We start from the raw sequence: 22,326 nt of genomic DNA on the forward strand, positions 1-22,326 counted from the left end.
TTACCTCAGACTTTCTTGAAGGCTGGATGCCATTGCAGGAAGACGCTTTCGAGGAAGCGGGCGAAACTGTCGGCCAGCTTGCCGAGAAGCGCATAGATGAGGATCGACAGAACCACGACGTCGATCAGCAGGAACTCGCGCGCCTGCATGGCCATATAGCCGAGGCCGGACGAGGAAGAGATGGTTTCGGCGACGATGAGCGTCAGCCACATGATGCCGAGCGCATAACGCAGGCCGGTGAAAATGGCCGGCAGCGCGCCGGGCAGAATGACCCGCCGGAACAGCGTGAAGGGCGACATGCCATAGGTGCGGCCCATTTCCACCAGTTGCGGATCGACACCCTGAATGCCGAGCAGCGTGTTGATGTAGATCGGGAAAAACACCCCGAGCGCGACGAGGAACAGCTTCGCCTCCTCATCGATGCCGAACCACAGGATGACGAGAGGAATGAGCGCCAGATGCGGAATGTTGCGGATCATCTGCAGCGTCGTATCGGTGAAGCTGCGGGAGAATTTGGAGAGGCCGTTGGCCAGCCCGAAGATGAAACCGATGGAGCCGCCAATGGCGAAACCGGCGAGTGCGCGGGCGGAACTGACGCCGATATTGGCAACAAGCTCACCCGAGAGCAGCAACCGCCAGAAGGCTTCCGCGACAGCGGAGGGTGCCGGCAACACATTCGCGGAAATCAGACCGGCACGCGCCGCCGCCTCCCAGCCTGCAAGAATGAGTGCGGGGAGCAGCCAGCCTGTGATGCCGCCAATCTCGATACGCTTTCCGGTGCTCATGGCATACCCTCCGGCTCTTGCTCAGTTCGTCGCGCCAGACCAGACGGCATCCTTGATGCTGATCTGTTTCGGGATGAGGCCGAGACGATAAAAGCGGTCGGCGGTTTCCTGCTGGCTGGCGACGATCTTGTCGTCGATCCTGGTAATGCCGAATTCTGAGCGGTTCGCGGCAAGCGTCTGCGCCTCCAGCGGCACGCCCGTCACTTCATGCAAAGCTGCGGCGACCTTGTCGCGGTTGGCGGCGGACCATTTCGCCGCCTCGCCCAGAGCACCGATGGTGATGTTGATCGTATCCGCATTGGATTTGGCGTAATCGCGATTGGCGAGGAAATAAGTGCTGACAGCAAGCACATCGCTGGTGCGGGCCAGAGTTACCGGCTTGTAGCGGGTTTCCGCAATCGCATAGAACGGATCCCAGACGGCCCAGGCGTCGATCTTGTCGCTGGCAAAGGCGGCGGAAGCATCGGCGGGGCTGAGATAGACCACCTCGATGTCGCTGAATTTCAGGCCGTTCTTCTCCAGCGCCGCCACCAGCAGATTATGCGCGCTGGTGCCCTTGCCGACACCGACCTTCTTGCCCTTGAGATCGGTAACCGATTTGATGCCGCTTTCAGGCTTGGTGAAGATCGCCTCACCCTTGCCGTTCGAAGGAAGGGCCGCGACATAAACGATGGCGGAACCGGCCGCCTGCCCGAAGATCGGCGGCGCATCCCCCGTCCAGCCGACATTGATGGAGCCGACATTCAGGGCCTCCACCAGCGGCGGGCCCGCCGTGAATTCGACCCAGGAAACCTTCACGCCCTTGGCCTCAAGCGCCTTTTCGATGACACCCTGCTGGCGGGCGATCACCGGCAGGCCGGTTTTCTGGTAACCGATCTTCAGCTCTTCCGCCGCCTGCGTCTGCAGCGGCAGAACGGAGAATGCGGCGGCAACAAAAAGGCTGGCGGAAAGCGCGCGGCGGGTGATGGCTGGCATTTTATCTCCTTGTCACCAGCCCCTCTGGCCGGTTCACGATATGGAGCAATGCTAGGGTTTTCCATTAAAACGATAGAGAGACGATAATTCAATATGAGCAATATTGCGGGAATAAAATTCCGCGCAGATGCCTCTTTTCCGCAAATCGTCGCGGACGCCCTTGTCCGACCCATCGAATAGAAATGCCGGCGCGGATGGAACCGCGCCGGCATGATGTATTAATTTCTCTATGGAGGACGCGATTATTCGATATCGAAGGAAACGCCCTGCGCCAGCGGCAGCGCCTTGGAGTAGTTGATGGTGTTGGTGGCGCGGCGCATATAGGCCTTCCACGCATCCGAACCGGATTCACGGCCGCCGCCGGTTTCCTTTTCACCGCCGAAGGCGCCGCCGATTTCCGCACCCGAGGTGCCGATATTGACGTTGGCAATGCCACAGTCGGAGCCTTCCGACGACAGGAACCGCTCCGATTCCTGCATGTCGCGGGTAAAGATCGATGAGGAAAGACCAGCAGCGACAGCGTTATGGTCTTCTATCGCCTGATCGAGATCGCTATATTTCATGACATAGAGGATCGGCGCGAAGGTTTCTTCCAGCACCGGTCCCGCCTGCTTCGGCATTTCGACAAGCGCCGGCTTGACGTAATAGGCATCCGGCGCACCCGTATCCACACGCCCGCCGCCATTCACCACGCCATCATGGGCTTTCGCCGCTTCGAGGGCCTTCTGCATGCCGTCGAAAGCCGCCTTGTCCACCAGCGGGCCGACGAGGGCCGATGTTTCCAGCGGGTTGCCGACGGAAACGGAGGCATAGACCTTTTTCAGACGCGGCACGAGCTGGTCATAAACGCTGTCATGCACGAAGAGACGGCGAAGCGTGGTGCAGCGCTGGCCGGCAGTGCCCATGGCGCCGAAGGCGATGGCGCGCAGCGCCATGTCGAGATCGGCGGAAGGGCAGACGATGCCGGCATTGTTGCCGCCGAGTTCCAGAATGGCGCGGGCGAAGCGTTTCGCAAGGCGCGGACCGACATCGCGGCCCATGCGGGTGGAGCCGGTTGCCGAAACGAGCGGCACCTTGGGATTATCCACCAGAGCTTCACCCACCGCGCGGTCGCCGATCAGAAGCTGCGAAAGACCTTCCGGCGCATCGCCGAAACGGGCGGCCGCGCGCTCAAAGATGCCCTGCACGGCAAGCGCCGTGAGCGGCGTCTTTTCCGAAGGCTTCCAGACAACCGAATTGCCGCAGACGATGGCAAGCGCCGCATTCCACGACCAGACGGCGACCGGGAAGTTGAAGGCGGAGATGACGCCGACGACGCCGAGCGGATGCCAGGTTTCCATCATGCGGTGGCCGGGGCGTTCGGTGGCGATGGTAAGACCATAAAGCTGGCGGGAAAGGCCGACCGCGAAATCGCAGATATCGATCATTTCCTGCACTTCGCCGAGGCCCTCGGAGGGAACCTTACCCGCTTCGAGCGAGACGAGACGGCCGAGATCCGCCTTGAAGGCGCGCAATTCTTCGCCGAGCAGCCGGATCAGTTCACCGCGACGGGGCGCCGGCACATTGCGCCATGCCTTGAAGGCGGCATCGGCCCGGTCGATCACGGCTGCGACACCCTCGACCGAAACGGTCTTGAGGCTTGCGACCTGTTCACCCGTCACCGGGCTGAAGGAGGCCATATCGCCGCCGGTATAGAGATCGCGGGCAACGCCCATCCTGTCGAGCAGGGCCGCGGCTTCCTGTTTCACGTCGAGCTTCGTGGTCGCATCCATGTCCATCGTCCTTTTGGCTTAAAATGGGAGGAAAGGCCGTTTCGATACGGCGCTTTCAACTCCCGTCACTCTTCTTTCCCCGAAATTGCCATTCGTTCTGTGAAACTGGCGTTTTACACCGTTCCATTCTTTCCCGTAATCATATATGGCCATAATGACCCTTTTCCAATGAGGAAAGCGGGTAAGTTGATGCGAGAATGGAATGGATCCGCGCAGAAGACTGGTCCCTGACATCGTTACCCTGCAGGCGTTCGAATGCGCGGCACGGCATGGCAATTTTACGCGTGCGGCGGAAGAACTCAACCTCACGCAGAGCGCGGTGAGCCGACAGATCGGCGAACTGGAAGCGCAGACGGGAATGCAGCTTTTCGAGCGCATCCGCAGGCGGGTGGTGCTTTCGGAGGCGGGGCGTAAATTCCTGCCCGATGTGCGGCGCCTGTTGCAGCAATCCGAACAGCTGATGGTGCGCGCGGTCTCGGCCGGAACATCGCACGCATCGCTTTCCGTCGCGACGCTGCCGACATTCGGCAGCCGCTGGCTGATGCCGCGCCTCCACCGCTTCATCGACGACAATCCGGAAATAACGATCACCATCGGCTCGCGCTCGCATCCCTTCGATTTCGATGAGGAAGGGTTCGATCTCGCCATTCACTACGGCCAACCGGTCTGGGCGCATGGCACCTGCACATTTTTGTGCAACGAGGTGATCGTGCCGGTCGCAAGCCCCGCCCTGCTACGCCGCGCCGGCGTGAGCCAACCGCAGGATCTGACCGGGCAGCCGCTGCTGCATGTGACGACGCGGCCGAAACTGTGGACGGAGTGGCTGGAGATGAACGGTGTGATGGCGGAAAACGCTTATCAGGGCAGCCGTTTCGACCAGTTCTCGATGATCATCGAGGCCGCCGCAAGCGGCATCGGTTTTGCCCTTCTGCCGAAATATCTCATCGAGGCGGAGATCGCCTCCGGCCGCCTCGAAATCGTCTTCGACATCCCCTTGCAGACCGACAAGAGCTATTACGTCGCCCTGCCGGAAGGACGGCAGGACAATGCGCTGGCCCGCGCCTTTCAGGCCTGGCTGCTAGATCAGGTCGGCAAGCCGGTGTAATCCGTCATGCGCTCAGTTCGACGGGCGGAGAGAACGTCATACAGCCCCGGAAGATCGGGGCCGACGGGCACGATGCGGGTCGGGTTGAGCGCCTTGATGGAATAATAACCGCGCTTGATATGGTCGATATTGACCGTGTCGCGCACGCCCGGAATGGTCAGCACTCGCATCATATAGGCCTGCAGCGCAGGATAATCGGCGATGCGGCGAAGATTGCATTTGAACAGGCCATAATAGGCGGCATCGAAACGAACCAGCGTCACGAAGAGCCGGACATCCGTTTCGGTCAGGTGATCGCCGAACAGGAAAGGTCCGCCTGAGATGAGGCGGTTTTCGAGCTCCTGAAGCGTCGCGAACACATCGGCAAAGGCCTCTTCATAGGCGACCTGCGTGGTGGCGAAACCGGTTCTGTAAACGCCGTTGTTGAGGCGCGGATAGATGTGGTCATTGAGAGCATCAATCTCATCGCGCAGCGCTTCCGGATAGAGGTCCACGCTATTATCGGCCAGATCGCCGAAACCGGAATTCAGCATGCGCAGAATATCGGCGGATTCGTTGTTGACGATGGTTTTCGTCTTTTTATCCCAAAGCACGGGCACGGTGGCGCGGCCGGTATAATGCGGATCCGCGCTGGTATAGACCTCGTGCATATAGGTAAAGCCGTTGAGCCTATCGTGATCCGAACCCGGATAGTCGCCGAATTTCCAGCCCTCGTCGGAAAGCGCCGGCTCAACCACGGAAACGGAAATCACCTCTTCCAGCTTCTTCAGCTTTCGGCCGATCAGCGTGCGCGATGCCCATGGGCAGATCAGCGCGACGTAAAGATGATAACGGCCGCTTTCGGCCGCAAAACCGCCCTCACCCGTCGGCCCCGCCGAACCGTCAGGCGTTACCCAGTTGCGGAAACCGGAAGTCTGGCGAACGAAGCCGCCCTTCTTGTCGGTTGCCTGCACCGGATGCCATTCGGCGGTCCATTTTCCATCCACGAGCATTTGCGGCTCTCCGTTCATCTAAAGATGAAAGCCTTATGGGCCGGGTTGCCGCCGCTTCACAAGCCGCGCTTCAGTTGACGCACTGTCTCCGATCAAGGGTGAGTTCAAAGCCGATTGCGGAAAAACGGGTTCCAGCGCACGGTGCCAAGCCTCACCTTTTCGCGGATCATCGTCAGCAGTCCCGATGCGGCGATGACGGCCAGACCCAGCACGGCGACCGCATCCGGATATTCGTGGAAGAAGGCCATGCCGATCGCCACCGCCCAGAGGATTTGCGAATAATGCGATGGCGCGATCTGGCTCGCTGGCGCGATGCGGGTTGCAACCAGAAGGGTGATCTGCCCCGTTGCCGTGCAAAGGCCGATGAAGGCGAAGGCCAATAGCTGGTGCAGGTTGGGCATGACGAATTCGGGGATGGAGGCAATGCCGTTGAAGGTCAGGCCGTAAATCAGCAGCACGCCCATGATCGAAGTGCGCTTTTCCTTGCCCGCAAGCGAGCGCAGCAAAACGATGGTCATCGCCGCGAGGAACGCAACGCCGATGGCGGCAAAATGCCCGAGTTCCAGCGTCTTGAAGCCCGGCCGCACGACGAGGATGACACCGACGATGCCGGCCAGAACCGCCGCCCAGCGCCATGGGCCGATATTCTCCTTCAGCACGACGGCGGAAAGCACGGTGACGAAGAGCGGCGACAGGAAGATCAGCGCATAGGCTTCCGCCAGCGGAATGGTGGTGAAGGCATAGATGCCGAAAATACCCGCGAAAAGGCCGGAGATCGCGCGCCCGTGCACCGCGAAGGGCCGGCTCATGCGCCAGAACTCACGCCACCTTTCCTCGCGCGGCTTGCTGAAGAAAATAAAAATGCCGGAAAACAGAATGCTGAAGAAGCCGATTTCGAAAACGCTGATCTGCGATCCAAGCGACTTGATGGTGGCATCGCCCATGGAAAAGGTCGCATAAGCGAACAGACCGAGCAGAAAACCCTTTTGCATTTGAACGTCCCCAAACACCGACCGCAATGCAAAGCATCCCCCGGCCGCGTGGAACGCGACCCGGACGCCCCTTTCAAGGGACAGACAGTCTGGCAGATTTGATCCTCAGCCCTATGGCTAGACCCGGCTACCTATGAGTGCAAGCCGGAAAAACCGCAAAATGACCCGATTGAACACGACCGGTGCAAATGGCTGCAAGGTGCGGCAAATTTGTCCCGCCATGGCCATCACATCCCCGTCATGGAAAGAGGTTAGCCGGTGTTCATCGTGGCGCTTGGCGGCGGGCATGAAGGCGGCTAAATATTATCATGCGATTTTCATCCGCCGATTTCCCCGGCTGATATTGCTGCTTTACCATGGCCTCGCTAACCGAAAGGAAAAAGAATGCGGATTGTGATGATCGGTTCGGGTTATGTCGGCCTCGTGTCCGGCGCGTGTTTTGCAGATTTCGGCCATGACGTGGTCTGCGTCGACAAGATGCCGGAGAAGATCGAGGCCCTGAAAAACGGCCATATTCCGATCTTCGAACCGGGTCTGGAGACCATTGTCGCCAACAATGCAAAGGCCGGGCGGTTGAGCTTCACCACCGATCTTTCCGCAGCCGTCGCCAATGCCGATGTCGTCTTCATCGCGGTCGGCACGCCCTCGCGGCGCGGCGATGGCCATGCCGATCTTGGTTATGTCTATGCGGCGGCGAAAGAGATCGCCCATGCGCTTGACGGTTTCACGGTCATCGTCACCAAATCCACCGTTCCCGTCGGTACCGGCGACGAGGTAGAGCGTATCATCCACGAGGAAAACCCCTCGGCAGATTTTGCCGTGGTTTCCAATCCGGAATTCCTGCGCGAAGGTGCGGCCATCGAGGATTTCAAGCGGCCGGACCGCATCGTCGTTGGCCTTTCGGACGAGCGCGCCCGCCCCGTCATGACCGAAGTTTACCGCCCGCTTTACCTCAACCAGTCGCCGCTGCTCTTCACCACAAGGCGCGCTTCCGAACTCATCAAATATGCCGCCAACGCCTTTCTGGCGATGAAGATCACCTTCATCAACGAGATGGCTGATCTCTGCGAAAAGGTCGGCGCCAATGTGCAGGATGTCTCGCGCGGCATCGGTCTCGATGGCCGTATCGGCCCGAAATTCCTGCACGCCGGCCCCGGTTATGGCGGCTCCTGTTTCCCGAAGGACACGCTGGCGCTTGCCAAGACCGCGCAGGATTATGATGCGCCGGTGCGGTTGATCGAGACCACCATCGCCATCAACGACAATCGCAAGCGCGCCATGGGCCGCAAGGTCATCAATGCGGTGGGCGGCGATGTGCGCGGCAAGAAGATCGCCGTGCTTGGCCTTACCTTCAAGCCGAATACCGACGACATGCGCGATAGCCCGGCAATCGCCATCATCCAGACCCTGCAGGACGGCGGTGCGAAAGTGGTCGGTTACGATCCGGAAGGCATGGCGAATGCCCGCCACCTGATGGAAGACATCGACTATGCAGCCGGCCCCTACGAGGCGGCGGAAGATGCCGACGCCGTGGTGATCGTGACGGAATGGAACCAGTTCCGCGCGCTCGACCTTCCGCGCCTGAAGGCGATCATGAAACATCCGGTGCTGGTGGATCTGCGCAATATCTACCGCACGGATGAGGTCGCCGCGCATGGTTTCATCTATGCCGCCGTCGGTCGCCCGCATGAAGGCGGTTCCGACAAGGGCGCATAGAGGTTTCGTTTTCGCCATTTCATCAAAAAGGTTTTCTGCGCTTCGGTCAGACCGCAAACGCACCAACGAATTCGGGATATAATCATCATGCGTTATCTGATTACCGGCACGGCTGGCTTCATCGGCTTTTATGTTGCCAAGCGACTGTTGGACGCCGGCCATTTCGTGACCGGTTTCGACGGCATGACGAAATATTACGATGTCAACCTCAAGGAAAAACGCCACGCCATTCTTTCCCGCTCCAACGGCTTCCGTGCCGAAATCGGCATGCTGGAAGATACGGATGCGCTGAAGCGCGCGGCAGAGGCCGCCGAGCCTGAGATCATCATCCACCTCGCGGCACAGGCAGGCGTTCGTTACAGCATTGAAAATCCGCGCGCCTATATCGATTCCAACCTCATCGGCTCGTTCAACATGCTGGAGCTCGCCAGAAGCCTTGAGGTCAAGCACCTGATGCTGGCATCGACCTCCTCCATCTACGGCGCCAACGAGAAAATCCCCTTCGCTGAGAGCGACAAGGCCGACGAGCCTATGACGCTTTACGCCGCCACCAAAAAATCGATGGAGCTGATGGCGCACAGCTATGCCCATCTGCACAAGCTGCCCACCACCGCCTTCCGTTTCTTCACGGTCTACGGCCCGTGGGGGCGGCCGGACATGGCGCCGATCAAATTCGTCGACGCCGTTTCCAACGGCCGGCCGATCGATATTTACGGGCAAGGCAATATGAGCCGCGATTTCACCTATATCGACGATCTGGTGGAGGGCATCGTCCGGTTGAGCGCGGTCATCCCGTCCGAGGAAAACCGTGTTACGCAGGAAGGCGTCACCGACACGCTGTCGCACCACGCACCCTTCCGCGTGGTCAATATCGGCGGCGGCCAGCCGGTGGAGCTGATGCATTTCGTCGAAACGGTCGAAAAGGCGGTCGGGAAACCCGCGATCCGCAATATGCTGCCGATGCAGCAGGGCGATGTTCCCCGCACCTTCGCCTCTCCCGATCTTCTGAGGGCATTGACCGGTTACGTGCCGCAAACCCAGGTCGAAGAGGGCATCAAGGCCCTCGTCGCCTGGTATCGCGAGATGCACCCGGCCGAATTACGGGAATAACCTCACAGCGTCGCCAGCAGGCGATTGGAGATGGTGCCGCCGGAAGCGCTCTGCATGGTGATCTTGGTTTCCACGGCCTCGATGATCGTGTCGCTGAAATCCATCTCCGTGAGATCGCGGATATTGGAAAGGCCACCCGGGGAAAACACGTTCACTTCCAGTATCTTGTCGCCAACGATATCGAGCCCGACGAGGAACATGCCGTCCTCCACCAGCTTCGGCCGCACCATTTCGGCAAGCGCCACGATCTCATCCGTCACCTTCACGGCTTCCGCCGTGCCATGGGCATGGATATTGGAGCGCAGGTCGCCCTTGGCGGGCACGCGGCGAAGGGCGGCATATTTGCCTTCACGCATCAGCGGCCGGCCATTCATCATGAAGAAGCGGATGTCGCCATCCTTGGCGGCCGGCAGATAGGCTTGCGCGATCAGATATCCCTCAAGGCTCACCGCCTCGAAAATCTGGTTGAGATTGGTCTCTTTGCTGGAGCCGATCTTGAAGACGTTCTTGCCGCCCGAGCCCTGCAGCGGCTTGACGATGACGCCCTTGGGGTGCGCGTCGGCAAAGGCGCGGATTTCCTCGACATTGCGCGAAATGATCGTGGTCGGGCGGACGATTTCGGGAAAACTCTGAAAATAGAGCTTGTTCTGCGCGAGCGCCAGACCTTCGGGATCGTTCAGCACGACGACGCCCCGCTGTTCGGCCAGGCGGCCGAACAGGATACCGGCATGCACCGCCCATGGCCGTGTCGTCTGGTCGAGCGAGGGGTCGTTGCGCAGCATCAGCGCATCGATTTCCTCCACATCCATGGTTCGCCGCTCCAGCGCCTTGTCCTGAAGTGTGGAATGGAACGTCTCGCCTTTCTTGATTTTGCCCTTCGGCAGCACGGTGGCGTGAATGGTCAGGCTGTCGTCCGAGCGTAATGTGAAATCGCCGGGCGTCAGATAGACCACCTCGTGGCCGCGATTGAGCGCCGCCATGGCAAGCAGCCCGGTCGCGTAGTTCGGTCCCTCTGTTTCGATGGAATTGACGAAAAATGCGATACGCATGAAGCCCCTCCTATAATGTCGCCAGTTCGGCAATGGATAATCCCGCCCGTATTTTTTCCAGCCGTTCATTGGCCTTGGCGGGCAGCAGAAATGCGGGCCTGACGCCCGGCGGCCGCAACAGGCCGCGCAGGGCAAGCTCCTGCATCACCGGAAAATGGGCGGCGGCGATCTTGCCCATCCAGAACGGATCGAGCGCCCCGCCCCTGCGCAGATGGTCCAGCACCTCCGCCAGCCCGCGCAGATAGATCGCATCCTTGGAAAGACCGCCGCCGCGATAGATGCGCAGCACCATGTTGAAGGCCCCGGCCTCATCGAAACCGTGATCGCGGGTCATGGTACGGAAGGTCTCCACGAAGCTCGCCCCATCCAGCATGGCGGCGCAGCCGATAACGCGGCCGGCGATCAGCCGCAGGCGCTCACGCGTCATGCCGCCGGCCAGATGTTCCGCCAGCACCGCCAGCCCTTCCTGCACGCCCTCATAACCGGAAAGGCCGGTGCGGAAGAGACGCAGCCCCTGAAACGAGCCGTTGAAATAGGTGAGAAGATGCACGCCGATCTCATGCGACAGCAGTGCCTCGACACGGCGCTGTTCCATGACAGTGTGGCGGGAAATCAAAAGCTTCTCACCCGTCACCATCAGGCCCGGCGGCAGGTCGTCGCGGATTTCAACGCGCGCCTTGAATTCCGGGGCTTCCGCAAGATAGGTCTCGACCATCTCCCGCGACTTCTTGGCGACCGCGTAACAATCGACCATGGCGATTTCGCTGCTTTCCTCCCGGCGCGGGCAATCCGCAAGCACCCGCAGCGCCAGCTGAAGGAGAGCCGGTTCGACAGCGCCATAAAGGGCGCGCGAAAAATCGGTGAAGGTGCGATGGTGCAGATTGGCGAGCATCGTCAGCTGCAGATCGATCTCCTGCTGTTTCTCCCGGTAGAGATTATAAAGCACCGGGTCTTCCAGATGATCGAACACGACGGAATAAAGCTTGCGTTTCTGCTCCTCGACATCGACGCCGAGCGGCCGGTAGAGCAGGCGCGGCGCGAACTGAAAGCCGCCATCACGAAACTCCTCGAAGGCCCGGCGAGCGTTGATGGGCGTGACGGAAAGCAGAAAATCGAAGGATGAAACAATATCGTCAATGGACCGGTCGGCACGCCTGACGGCATCGACGAAAGCCTTGCGCCCCAGCGCCCGATGGCTGGTAACCTTGAGCGCGTCCTTGCCCGAAGCGAAGGATGAAAAAGCCTGCAGACCGGCATCGAAAAGATCGGCGATCATCGTCACCCGCAGGCCCGGATAATCCGCACCGGATTCCGGCTGGCGGTAGATCGGCGCAAAACGCACGCTGATACAGGGAAAATCAAGGCCCGCTTTTTTGAACCGCAGAACCGGATCGGCATCCGGTTCCGGCCGGGTGATGCGCGGCGTGCGAAAACGCACTTCGGCATCGCAAACCGCCTTGATGAAGACCCGGCGGGCATTCTGCGTTTCTGGCTCAGCCGTCGCCGAGACGGAAACCTCATAATGCGGCAGGAAAGGCGAATCGTCGGCCAGCAGAATGTCATGCTCCAGCTCACCGATATCGAGGACGATGAATGCGCCGAAGCGCTGCCGCATGACCGTGCCAACGGCCTCGATCAGCGGCGCTGCCTCCTGAATGGTCGACGCGATCAGATAGGAGGCGTGGGCGGTGGCGATATCGCGGGCGGCGAGATTTTTCGTGCCACCGGTCAAATGCAGGCAGAGGAACGGCAGCGGCCGGTCGATATGCAGACGACCGTCTTTGCCGACATCGCGGCGGATGGCCTTGCCGGCCTCGAGGCAGGACACGACATCATCGACCAGATCGGCGATGGGAGACGGTGCGCTGCGGGCGGGAGAGAGGTTCATCGCCGCGACCTCAGGCACTCTTCGAGCACCGGCTGGAGTGCTGTTATCGCTTGGCGAATATCCGCCACCACACGCGCATCCGGCTTTCCCGTCCACTCGTCCATGAAGAATTTCTTGAACTCGATTGCGATGGCGCAGCCATTTTCGGCGAACCTTTCGTGGATGAAACGGGTCTGCTCCCCCTTGCCCTGGAACGCAACGTTCTCGCGAACATCGAGGCGGCGTCCGCCGATGGTCGCTGACGCGAAGTGGTGCCCGACCGCGCTCACGATATCGCCCCAGCGGCTGCGATCCATGGAAAAGGTGCCGATATTGATATCGGGCGCCTCCGCCTGCGCCGTCGGCGGCGCAGCGGCGCCCTGCCGGCGATGATTATAGCTGTGTACATCCAGCACGACGAAGGCGCCGTGCCGCCTTTCGATTGCAGAGAGCACTGTCTCCAGCATCGCATAATAGTCGGCGTGAAAATCGAGCGATTGCCGGATAGCTTTCTGCGCCGGCTCCTCTTTCCAGACCTCAAGCCCCCAGGATTGTTCCGGCTTCAGATAGATCGCCTGATCGGCCGCACGGTTGAGATCGATTTCGAAACGCGAATGGTGAACGACGAGACGGTTCGTCAGTCCCGCGATCATCTCACCGGTGAAAGGGTCTTCCTCCCGCAGCCGCTGTTCCGGGGAAAGGGCGATGAGCCCGGATATGTCCGGTCTAATGCGATGACCGTCGTGAATGGCCGTGCCTATAACCGGTGAGTTGCCGAAATCGATCGACCAGAAACCCTTGTTGTCGTTGTCACCGCGGTATTCGTCGTCGCTCTGTCTGGCTGCCATGCTGCCTCCCCTGCATAGGGGATAAAACAGCGGGACATGCCCGTTTGTTCCGGTAAAAAATTGCGCGCGATACATTCGGCACCAGCAACGAGGCCGCCGAAAAAACTGCGGAACCTTACCGGAAAGCTCACGTTGTTCCAGCAGGAGGGGCCGCCGTGTCAAACGGACGCGATGGCGCTGAAGAACATCGGGATTTTTCCGTTTTCTCCCGGTGGCCAACGAAATGGCAGCCGAGCTTCTTACCCATCCGGCACCCCTCCGTTCCCGCTTTCCACGCACAAGGAGCCGCGACATGGAAAAGACCGAAACACGCAAACTTGCGGAAGAATATTTGCGTCTCGGCGGCACGCGTCAGGTGATGATCGACGACAACAAGACCTTCGTGCGCCAATGGCAGCACGAACCAGCGGAAGCCGAACGGTTCTGGCAAACGCATATCGAAAATCTCGACGCGGAGCGGCTCAAGGACGTGGAATTTTTCCTGCCCTCCATGAATTCAGACAAGGGCAAGTGAACCCAGAAGGAGACAGACATGACTGCAATCAACGCTGCAAAAATCCTCATTCTCGCAACGGACGGCTATGAGCGTTCCGAATTGCGCGTGCCCTATGACCAGCTGAAGGCCAAAGGTGCAGACGTGAAGGTCGCCTCCATCAAGGAGGGCGAGATCAAGAGCTGGGACAAGAAAGACTGGGGTGACAGCATCGCCGTCGATCTATCCGCCAAGGCCGTAAAAACCGAAGATTTTGACGCGCTGGTTCTACCCGGCGGCCAGATCAATCCGGACGTTCTGCGCCATGACGAGGATGCGATGCGGGTGGTGCGTGATTTCATCAAATCCGGCAAAGTGGTGGCCGCCATCTGCCACGCACCCTGGCTGCTTGTAGAAGCCGACGCCCTGCGTGGCCGCGACGCCACCTCCTATTGGTCGATCAAGACCGACCTCAAGAACGCCGGCGCCAACTGGAAGGATGAAAAGGTGGTGACCGACAAGGGGATCATTACCTCCCGCAGCCCTGACGATCTCGATGCCTTCGTCGCCAAGATCGTGGAAGAGGTCGAGGAAGGCCGCCACGAACGCCGCGCCGCTTAAGACACGTATCATATTCGTGCCGCCGGTTTCCCGGCGGCACTTCTATTTGGGAGGAAGACATGAAAAGCAGATTGCTGGCAAGCGGCGCGGAGCGCACCTTCATCCTCGTCATCGATCCAGAGGAAGAAGCCTTCGAGGCCATCAGGCGCTTTGCGAGGGCCGAGAATATCAACGCCGCCTCGGTGAGCGCGATCGGCGCCTTCGCCACGGCAACACTCGCCTTTTTCGATCTTTCGACACAGGACTATAAGGAAATACCGGTCACCGATCAGAGCGAGGTCCTGAGCCTGCTTGGCGATATCACCCTTGACGAGAATGACACGCCCAATCCGCACCTGCATGTGGTTCTGGGCTTTGCCGATGGCTCCACCAGGGGCGGCCATTTTCTAAAAGGGGTGGTGCGGCCTACGCTGGAAGTCGTCATCCGCGAAACACCTGCGGAATTGCGGCGCAGCTATCGCCCGGAATTCGGCATCGCTCTCATCGATCCCGCGAAATAAACCCACGGAACCGGAAAAACGCCATTGCGTTATCGCTGTGGACAGGGGGCGGCATGGTGACAGCGATCAATCGAAGAGATGCGGACGATGACGAGGTCGGGCAATTTCTGATCGGCCTCGCGCGCGGCACGGCGGGTGCATTGCTGTTTGCCCTGCCCATGCTGATGACTATGGAAATGTGGTTTCTCGGTCTTTACGTCGATTCCTGGCGGCTTCTACTGCTCTGCATTCTCAACCTGCCGCTGCTGCTTCTTCTCGCCCGCCGCATCGGCTTCGAGAATATTCACTCCTGGAACCAGGCGCTGCGCGATGCGATAACGGCCTATGGGCTGGGCATTGCTGTCAGCGCCGCCGTGCTGCTGCTGTTCGGCATTCTGAACGACCAGATCACCGCCTCCAACATCGTCGCCAAGATTGCGCTGCAATCCGTTCCAGCCAGCATCGGCGCACTGCTTGGGCGCAGCCAGCTCGGTCAGCATTCCGACGCGGAGGATGAAGAGGAGGGCGAATATTCCGGCGAGACGGGTTATCTGCACGAACTGTTCATGATGGTGGTCGGCGCGCTTTTCCTCAGCCTCAATGTTGCGCCGACGGAAGAAATGATCCTGATCGCCTATAAGGTGACGCCCTATCACATTCTGGCGCTCTGCCTGCTGTCGGTCGCCATCATGCATGGCTTTGTCTACGCGCTTCACTTCAAGGGCTCGCACCAGCTGCACGAAGGGCAGAAGTGGTGGCAATCCTTCATCCGCTTCACCCTGCCCGGCTACGTCATCGCCATCGCCATCAGCATCTATACGCTCTGGACCTTCGAGCGCCTCGACCACACATCGCTGTCGCAGATCATGAATGCCGCCGTCATTCTCGGCGTTCCCGCCTCGATCGGCGCGGCCTCTGCCCGACTGATCCTGTGAGGACAAGATGACGATATCCAAGGGCCGCAAACATACGGAAAGCCCCGAGCCCCATTGGATAGAATGGCTGACGGGCGCCATCTGCACGCTCCTTGTCGCCGCCATGCTGGGCTGGATCGGCTATGACATCTATCGCTACAGGCCGGAGGATGCCCGCTTCGAAATCGCCGTTACTGGCGTGGAGGCGCAGGCCGGGCAATACCGGGTGCGGTTCGATATCCGCAACCCGTCCATGACGACGGCGGCGCAGGTGCAGGTGCGCGGCGACCTGCAGCAAAACGGCGCAACGCTGGAGAGCGCCGATGTGACGTTCGATTACGTCGCCTCGGAGTCTCGCGATACCGGCACGCTTTTCTTCCGCAACGATCCCCGCAGCGCAACGCTCACCATCAATGTCGCCGGCTATACCGAGCCGTGACACTTTCAGGATGATTTCATGCCGACATCGGAACTGACGAAAGAACGCGACCTCAGGGATTCAAAGCCTGTGTGGGCGGATACACCGCGCATTGGCGTCCGCAGCAGCCACACGCCGGAGGCGGACCATTACGACACGATCGTCGTCGGCGCCGGTATCAGTGGCGCGCTGGTGTCCCACGCCCTGCAGCGGACAGGTCAATCCATGTTGATCGTCGACCGGCGCGAACCGGTCATGGGCAGCAGCGTCGCCAGCACCGCGATGATCCAGCACGAAATCGACACGCCGCTGACGCAGCTTCGAAAGATGATCGGCAGGCACGCGGCTGACAGGGCATGGCAGCGTTCCGCCCGCGCCGTCCTGCGGCTGGAGGAAATCGTTTCTTCGCTCGACATCTCCTGCAGCATGAGGCGCAAACAGGCCCTTTATCTGGCTGGAGACGAAATGGGATCGCGCGCATTGAAGGCTGAAGCAGAAGCCCGCAAAGAAGCGGGCATCGAGGCCCGCCTCCTCACCGCCGCGGAACTGAGAGAGCAATACGGCTTGCACCGGACCGGGGCCATCCTCAGCGATATTTCGGCCTCCGCCAATCCCGCACAGCTGACGGCCGGCCTGCTGCGCCACACGGCGGGCGCCGGCGCCGAAATCGTCTCCCAGCTTGAGATCACCGATCTCAGGAACCTCGGCGACGAGGTTGTCCTTGCCACCGCCGGCGGCAAAATCCTTTCAGCGCGCAATGTCGTTTTCTGCACCGGCTATGAATTCCTGAAAGTGCTGGAGAGCCCGAAACACCAGATCATTTCGACCTGGGCGCTGGCGAGCCGAAAGGGGCTCGACCTACCCGACTGGCTGGAGAACCATATCATCTGGGAGGCCTCCGATCCCTATCTCTACCTGCGCACCGACCGGGAGGGGCGGATGATCGCCGGAGGCGAGGACGAGGAAAACCCCACCGCATACCAGTCGGAGCGCAAGCTCGCCGCCAAGGCGGAGACGATCCGCCGCAAGATCGAAAAGCTTCTCGGCATCGACATGGGAAAGCCGGAATATCGCTGGGCGGCGGCCTTCGGCACGACCACCACCGGCCTGCCGCTGATTGGCGCGGTGCCCGGAATGAACAACGTCTATGCCGTGATGGGTTTCGGCGGCAACGGCATCACCTTCAGCCAGATCGCCGCTGAAATCGTGGCCGCCGCCATCAATGGCGGCAAGGATCCCGACGCCGATCTTTTCCGCTTCGGCTGATGTCGTTCATTCCTCCTTGATGCCCGCCGCCACCTGTAAGCGGCGCAGCGTCCACAGGACGACAATGCCCATTCCCGAAGCGAGAAGAGCAAGCGGCCACATGCCAAGGCCGGCCGAGAGGCCAATTGCCGCCGAAAGCCACATGCTGGCGCCAGTCGTCAGGCCTTTGACATCGCCTCTCGTATAAACGACCACACCCGCCGCGAGAAAGGCGATGCCCGCCGTCACGGCCTCCACCAGCCGGATAGGATCGAGCCGCGCGGCCTCATGGCCTTCCGCCATCGTCTCCATCATGTGAATGGTGATAACGCAGAAGGTGACGGCGGCAAGGCCGATCAGCATGTTGGTGCGCAGGCCGGCGGTGTTCTTGTGAAACTCACGTTCCAGACCGATCAGGCCGCACAGGATGACTGCGCCGAACACACGCACCAGCAGCACCTCGAAGGGGATGGAAATATTCATGGAAAATTCTTCTGCAAGGCTCTGGGGCACTGTCGCGTCTCCTCCCGAAATTTCTTCACACTAAGTTCGCAAAGGCGTGTTGGTTCCGCGCGGCAATATAAACGTTGCGCGCAACCGAGCCGGAACCATGGGCGCAGCAAAGGGTTTGTCTCCCGTGCGCACAGGCGCACGGCATGCATTTTCACACATGGGAGAAGGAACAATGGCCGAGAAGAAACTCGACGACCTGTTTTACGATACGCTGAAGGATATCTACTACGCCGAAAGGCAGATCCTGAAAGCCCTGCCGAAAATGGCGCGGGCGGCGACCGATCCGAAGCTGAAACAGGCTTTTGAAAAACATAAGGAAGAAACCCAGGGGCACGTCGAGCGCCTGCAGGAGGTGTTCGAGATCATCGGTAAGCGGGCGCAGGGCAAGACCTGCGAAGCCATTCAGGGCATCATCGCCGAGGGCGAGGAAATCATGGAGGACTTCAAGGGCACGCCCGCCCTCGACGCTGGCCTGGTTTCCTCGGCGCAGGCGGTCGAGCACTATGAGATCGCCCGTTATGGCACGCTGAAGGCATGGGCGGAAAAGCTGGGCCACACGAAAGCAGTTTCACTGCTGGATGCCACGCTCAAGGAAGAAGCGAAAACCGATGATACGCTGACCGCGCTCGCCAAAACTTCGGTCAACGCCGCCGCCGAGAAAAAAGCGGCTTGATACCCCTCTTGGCAACAAAAACCGGAATGGTCGCCCATTCCGGTTTTTTTGTATCTTGAAACCTGCAGAGATTACGGCAGGGTATAGGCGATCACATAGTCGCCCGGTTTGGTTCCGACGGAGCCGTGGCCACCCGCAACCATCACCACATATTGCTTGCCGCCATCCAGCGCATAGGTCATCGGCGTTGCCTGACCGCCGGCCGGCAGGCGCGCTTCCCAAAGCTGCCTGCCGGTGGTCAGATCATAGGCGCGCAGGTAGTTGTCGACGGCAGCACCGAGGAAGGCGACGCCGCCCTTGGTGATCATCGGCCCGCCAATGCCCGGCACACCCACCTTGAAGGGCAGCGGCAGCGGCGTCATGTCATGGACCGTGCCGTTCTTGTGTTTGTAAGCGATATCGCCGGTGCGCAGATCAGCACCCGCGACATAACCCCATGGCGGGGCCTGGCAGGGAATCTGCAACGGACCGAGGAACGGACCCATGAACACGCCATAGGGTGCGCCGTCATTGCGGTTGAGGCCCTGTTCGCTTCCCTTTTCGTCCTGACCCTTCGGCGGAATGTCGGCGCGCGGCACGAGCTGCGAGGTGAAGGCGAGATAGGTCGGCATGCCGAACATGACCTGACGCTCGGGATCGACCGCCACGCTGCCCCAATTGAAGGTGCCGAAATTGCCGGGATAGATGATCGAGCCGGTCAGCGAAGGCGGCGTGTAGCGACCCTTGTAGTTCAGCTGATGGAAGCGGATGCGGCAGGCGAGCTGGTCGAACATGGAGACGCCCCACATGTCCTTTTCCTGCAATGGCTCCGGCTTGAAGGACAGGGCCGTCGTCGGCTGCGTCGGAGAGGTGAAGTCCTCCGGTATGGCGCCGCCCGGCGCGGGTTCTTCGGTGATCGGCAGAAGCGGCTCGCCGGTGCGCCTGTCGAGAACGTAGATATCGCCCTGCTTGGTGGGGCCGACGAGAGCCGGCACGGTCTGGCCGTCCTTGGTGATGTCAAGCAGCACCGGCTGGGCCGGCACGTCCATGTCCCAGAGATCGTGATGAACCGTCTGGCGCACCCAGCGATCCTTGCCGGTGTTTATATCCAGCGCAACGATGGAGGAGGAATATTTCTCCACATTCTCGCTGCGGCCCATGCCGAGCTGATCCGGCACCTGATTGCCGAGCGGGATATAAACGAGGCCGAGGCCTTCATCGTAACTGAAGACCGACCAGCTGTTGGGCGAATTGGTGGTGTAGGTTTCACCCGCCGCAATCGGTTCGGTTTTCGCCGGGTTGCCGGAATCCCAGTTCCAGACGAGCGCGCCGCTGTTCACATCGAAAGCGCGGATGACGCCGGATTGTTCCTGCGTGGAATAGTTGTCGTTCACCGCGCCGCCGATGATGATCTTGCCCGCCACGATGACGGGCGGCGAGGTCGAATAATAATAACCGGCGGGATTGTATTTCATGCCCTGCTCAAGATGCAGCACACCTTGATCGGCAAAGGACGTGCAGACCTGACCGGTGGCGGCGTCAAGCGCGATCAGCCGCGCATCCGAGGTCGGCAGGTAGACGCGCTCGGCGCAGGCCGTGCCCTGCGTGGCATTCGGCTCGGCATAATAGGAAACGCCGCGGCATGTCTGGTGCTGGCGATCCGGATTGAGACCGATATTGGGGTCGTATTTCCACTTTTCCTTGCCGGTGGCGGCATCGATGGCGATCGCCCAATTATGCGGCGTGCAGATATAAAGCGTGTTCCCGATCTTCAGCGGCGTCACCTGATAGGTGGTTTCCCCCACATCATCAGGCAGCTTCACATCGCCCGTCTGGTAACGCCAGGCTTCCTTGAGCTGCGAGACATTGTCGACATTGACCTGGGTGAGCGGCGAATAACGCTGGCCATAGGGCGTGCGGCCATATTGATGCCAGTCACCGTCAGGCACATTGCCGCCATAGGCGGGCGTGGCAGAGGCCGTTTCCTGAGGCAGGGAACCGGCCGTATCGTGCGGATCCTGTGCCATGGAATATCCGGCCACGACGATGGAGGCGAGGACGGACAGCGCAAGCGGCCAGGCATTCGGCCCGTAGCTAAGCCCGGTCGGGCTCGAAAAACCGAGCGGCTTTCTGACCCATGGGACCAGAAGCCAGAGGCCGATGAGAATAATGATGCCGCCGCGCGGACCAAGCTGCCACCAGTCGAAGCCGACTTCCCATATGGCCCAGGCGAGCGTCGCGACAATGAAGACGGCATAGACGTGAAGGGCTGCGCGATTGCGCTTGAACAGCAGAACGGCCGTCAGCAGAAAAGCCAGTCCGGAAAGCACGTAATAGAAGCTCCCGCCCAGCATGACGAGCTGAGAGCCGAAACCGAACAGCGCAAGACCGATCAGCGTGAGAACAACTGCAGTGACGGTGACTGCCATGAATGAAACCCCCGATTCCTGTCACTTCGCGTGAAATGAAATCGGGCGCGATCTGGTTCCATGAAAATCATCATCGGCGCGAAAAAACTTCACGCCATGGTGGTCACGGGTTCTGCGGCGCGCCGGTCGAATCCTGCGGCGCGGGATTTGTCTCTGTCGATGACGGCGGCTGGGGGCGGCCATTCGCCGGATTGTTGTCGAAGCTTCCGGAACCCGACGGCTGCTGCGGCACGGGCGCAGTCTCGGTCTGCGGGTTCTGCGGCAGGTTCTCGTCGGGTTCGAAAACCGAATATTCGACAACGGCCCAAACCACCAATGCAAGAAGCACGCTGACGATCAGAATGACAAGCACGGGACGTCCGCGCGATCCTTGCCGCGCGCGCGTTGCCGTTTCGCTTTTCGGCGCATCCCGACCGTCGAGATAGCTGGTATTTTCTCTGGCCATGTCTCTCACTCCCTGTAACCCTGTTGATCTAATCATTGGGGTCAGGGTTTTGTTCCAGACGCGGAAAAGGATTAGTTTCAACCCCATTCCAGCGGCCTGCGTATCGAAGCGCCAGCGCAGCGTCGGATATGCGAAGATTATTTCGCGGTCCAGCCGCCATCGATCGAGATGGTGGTGCCGGTGATGGAGCGGGCCATGTCCCCCGCGAGATAAAGCGCCATTTCCGCCACTTCTTCCGGTTGCACGAACCGTCTGGTTGGCTGCGGCGCAAGCATCACCTTCTTCACCACATCCTCCTCGCTCATGCCATGCACGCGCGCCTGATCGGCCACCTGGGCGGCGACGAGCGGCGTCCAGACATAACCGGGGCAGATGGCGTTGCAGGTGATGCCAAGTTCGGCCACTTCCAGCGCCACGCTTTTCGTCAGCCCCACCACCGCATGTTTGGTCGCGACATAAGGCCCCTTGAAGGGCGAGGCGCGCAGGCCATGCGCGGAAGCGATGTTGACGATGCGGCCCCAGCCCCTTTCCTTCATGCCCGGCAGGGCCGCATGGATGGTGTGAAACGCGCTGTCGAGCGAGATGGCGACGATGCGGGAGAAATCGGCGAAATCGAACTCATCGATCGGCGCGACCTTCTGAATGCCGGCATTGTTGACGAGGACGTCGATATGACCGAGTTCGGCGATGACGGTCTCCGGCAGATGCGCGCTTTCATCATAATTGGCGAGGTTGGCGGCAAAATAGACCGGCCTGTGCCGCGCCACCTTCGCGACCGCCTCCAGCGCCTGCGTCGCCTCCTCCGCCGTCTCTATGCCATGCACCCCGACCAGATACCCCGCCTCGGCGAATCGCTTGGCGATGGCAAGCCCGATGCCGCTGGTGGAACCCGTGACAAGCACGGTTTTCGGTTGATCCTCCATCGGC

General features: G+C 60.4%; 22 protein-coding genes. 10 read left to right on the forward strand and 12 right to left on the reverse strand.

Going from position 1 to position 22,326, the window contains the following annotated elements:
* Positions 1-5: 5 nt before the first annotated feature.
* From PH605_RS18635 to amaB, 3 genes are all read right to left on the reverse strand, one after another.
* On the reverse strand, positions 6-785 hold the full coding sequence (locus PH605_RS18635) for an ABC transporter permease subunit (RefSeq protein WP_142845684.1): 780 nt from the start codon (positions 783-785) through the stop codon (positions 6-8).
* Between the two features lie 21 nt (positions 786-806).
* Positions 807-1,760: an aliphatic sulfonate ABC transporter substrate-binding protein gene (locus PH605_RS18640; RefSeq protein WP_142845685.1), complete on the reverse strand. Its 954-nt coding sequence runs from the start codon at positions 1,758-1,760 to the stop codon at positions 807-809.
* Positions 1,761-2,002: 242 nt separating this feature from the next.
* The gene (amaB, locus tag PH605_RS18645; RefSeq protein ID WP_193559581.1) at positions 2,003-3,532 is read right to left on the reverse strand and encodes an L-piperidine-6-carboxylate dehydrogenase; all 1,530 of its coding nucleotides are present in this window, start codon (positions 3,530-3,532) and stop codon (positions 2,003-2,005) included.
* A gap of 202 nt (positions 3,533-3,734) precedes the next feature.
* Here amaB and PH605_RS18650 point away from each other — a divergent pair, with 202 nt between their 5' ends.
* A complete protein-coding gene (locus tag PH605_RS18650) occupies positions 3,735-4,637 on the forward strand; it encodes a LysR family transcriptional regulator (RefSeq protein ID WP_142845687.1) in 903 nt (300 codons plus the stop codon).
* On the opposite strand, the gene PH605_RS18655 is transcribed toward PH605_RS18650, so the two are convergent.
* A complete protein-coding gene (locus PH605_RS18655; protein ID WP_142845688.1) occupies positions 4,616-5,629 on the reverse strand; it encodes a glutathione S-transferase family protein in 1,014 nt (337 codons plus the stop codon). The two genes, PH605_RS18650 and PH605_RS18655, sit on opposite strands and share 22 nt — an antisense overlap.
* A gap of 104 nt (positions 5,630-5,733) precedes the next feature.
* Positions 5,734-6,621, reverse strand: a complete 888-nt coding sequence (locus tag PH605_RS18660) for a DMT family transporter (protein ID WP_003522518.1) — start codon at positions 6,619-6,621, stop codon at positions 5,734-5,736.
* Between the two features lie 384 nt (positions 6,622-7,005).
* Between PH605_RS18660 and PH605_RS18665 the strand changes: the two genes are divergently transcribed.
* Positions 7,006-8,337: a UDP-glucose dehydrogenase family protein gene (locus PH605_RS18665; protein ID WP_142845689.1), complete on the forward strand. Its 1,332-nt coding sequence runs from the start codon at positions 7,006-7,008 to the stop codon at positions 8,335-8,337.
* Between the two features lie 87 nt (positions 8,338-8,424).
* On the forward strand, positions 8,425-9,447 hold the full coding sequence (locus PH605_RS18670; RefSeq protein ID WP_142845690.1) for an NAD-dependent epimerase: 1,023 nt from the start codon (positions 8,425-8,427) through the stop codon (positions 9,445-9,447).
* A gap of 2 nt (positions 9,448-9,449) precedes the next feature.
* Here the strand turns inward: PH605_RS18670 and PH605_RS18675 are convergent, their stop codons facing one another.
* From PH605_RS18675 to PH605_RS18685, 3 genes are read right to left on the reverse strand one after another with little or no spacing between them, the layout of a single operon-like run.
* Entirely contained in the window at positions 9,450-10,496 is a 1,047-nt protein-coding gene (locus tag PH605_RS18675) for a glutathione synthase (protein ID WP_003522515.1), read from the reverse strand.
* A gap of 10 nt (positions 10,497-10,506) precedes the next feature.
* The gene (locus tag PH605_RS18680) at positions 10,507-12,384 is read right to left on the reverse strand and encodes a flavohemoglobin expression-modulating QEGLA motif protein (RefSeq protein WP_142845691.1); all 1,878 of its coding nucleotides are present in this window, start codon (positions 12,382-12,384) and stop codon (positions 10,507-10,509) included.
* The gene (locus PH605_RS18685) at positions 12,381-13,211 is read right to left on the reverse strand and encodes an N-formylglutamate amidohydrolase (RefSeq protein ID WP_142845722.1); all 831 of its coding nucleotides are present in this window, start codon (positions 13,209-13,211) and stop codon (positions 12,381-12,383) included. Before PH605_RS18685 ends, PH605_RS18680 begins: the two co-directional genes overlap by 4 nt.
* Before the next feature lie 292 nt (positions 13,212-13,503).
* Between PH605_RS18685 and PH605_RS18690 the strand changes: the two genes are divergently transcribed.
* Genes PH605_RS18690 through PH605_RS18715 form a run of 6 tightly spaced genes read left to right on the forward strand, consistent with a single transcriptional unit; the run spans position 13,504 to position 17,381 of the window.
* A complete protein-coding gene (locus tag PH605_RS18690; protein ID WP_020811542.1) occupies positions 13,504-13,725 on the forward strand; it encodes a hypothetical protein in 222 nt (73 codons plus the stop codon).
* Between the two features lie 18 nt (positions 13,726-13,743).
* On the forward strand, positions 13,744-14,304 hold the full coding sequence (locus PH605_RS18695; protein WP_142781042.1) for a type 1 glutamine amidotransferase domain-containing protein: 561 nt from the start codon (positions 13,744-13,746) through the stop codon (positions 14,302-14,304).
* Positions 14,305-14,363: 59 nt separating this feature from the next.
* Positions 14,364-14,804, forward strand: coding sequence for a PPC domain-containing DNA-binding protein (locus PH605_RS18700; protein WP_142845692.1), 441 nt, complete (start codon positions 14,364-14,366; stop codon positions 14,802-14,804).
* Positions 14,805-14,857: 53 nt separating this feature from the next.
* Positions 14,858-15,718, forward strand: a complete 861-nt coding sequence (locus PH605_RS18705) for a TIGR02587 family membrane protein (protein ID WP_142845693.1) — start codon at positions 14,858-14,860, stop codon at positions 15,716-15,718.
* Between the two features lie 7 nt (positions 15,719-15,725).
* Positions 15,726-16,136, forward strand: a complete 411-nt coding sequence (locus PH605_RS18710; RefSeq protein ID WP_142845694.1) for a TIGR02588 family protein — start codon at positions 15,726-15,728, stop codon at positions 16,134-16,136.
* Between the two features lie 18 nt (positions 16,137-16,154).
* The gene (locus PH605_RS18715) at positions 16,155-17,381 is read left to right on the forward strand and encodes an NAD(P)/FAD-dependent oxidoreductase (protein WP_142845695.1); all 1,227 of its coding nucleotides are present in this window, start codon (positions 16,155-16,157) and stop codon (positions 17,379-17,381) included.
* 6 nt (positions 17,382-17,387) lie between these two features.
* Here PH605_RS18715 and PH605_RS18720 read toward each other — a convergent pair whose 3' ends face one another.
* A complete protein-coding gene (locus tag PH605_RS18720; protein ID WP_065657330.1) occupies positions 17,388-17,873 on the reverse strand; it encodes an MgtC/SapB family protein in 486 nt (161 codons plus the stop codon).
* A gap of 172 nt (positions 17,874-18,045) precedes the next feature.
* On the opposite strand from PH605_RS18720, the gene PH605_RS18725 reads away from it, so the two are divergent.
* On the forward strand, positions 18,046-18,546 hold the full coding sequence (locus tag PH605_RS18725) for a YciE/YciF ferroxidase family protein (RefSeq protein ID WP_142845696.1): 501 nt from the start codon (positions 18,046-18,048) through the stop codon (positions 18,544-18,546).
* 71 nt (positions 18,547-18,617) lie between these two features.
* Here the strand turns inward: PH605_RS18725 and PH605_RS18730 are convergent, their stop codons facing one another.
* The 3 genes from PH605_RS18730 to PH605_RS18740 all read right to left on the reverse strand — a co-directional run bounded on the left by PH605_RS18730 (position 18,618) and on the right by PH605_RS18740 (position 22,322).
* Positions 18,618-20,954, reverse strand: coding sequence for a glucose/quinate/shikimate family membrane-bound PQQ-dependent dehydrogenase (locus PH605_RS18730; RefSeq protein ID WP_142845697.1), 2,337 nt, complete (start codon positions 20,952-20,954; stop codon positions 18,618-18,620).
* Positions 20,955-21,057: 103 nt separating this feature from the next.
* Positions 21,058-21,399 (reverse strand): hypothetical protein, encoded by a 342-nt coding sequence (locus PH605_RS18735; protein ID WP_142845698.1) that lies wholly within the window; start codon positions 21,397-21,399, stop codon positions 21,058-21,060.
* 137 nt (positions 21,400-21,536) lie between these two features.
* A complete protein-coding gene (locus PH605_RS18740) occupies positions 21,537-22,322 on the reverse strand; it encodes a 3-hydroxybutyrate dehydrogenase (RefSeq protein WP_078052642.1) in 786 nt (261 codons plus the stop codon).
* Between the last annotated feature and the right edge of the window lie 4 nt (positions 22,323-22,326).

The organism is Agrobacterium sp. CFBP 3001 (assembly GCF_027871605.1).
Taxonomy (GTDB): domain Bacteria; phylum Pseudomonadota; class Alphaproteobacteria; order Rhizobiales; family Rhizobiaceae; genus Agrobacterium; species Agrobacterium leguminum.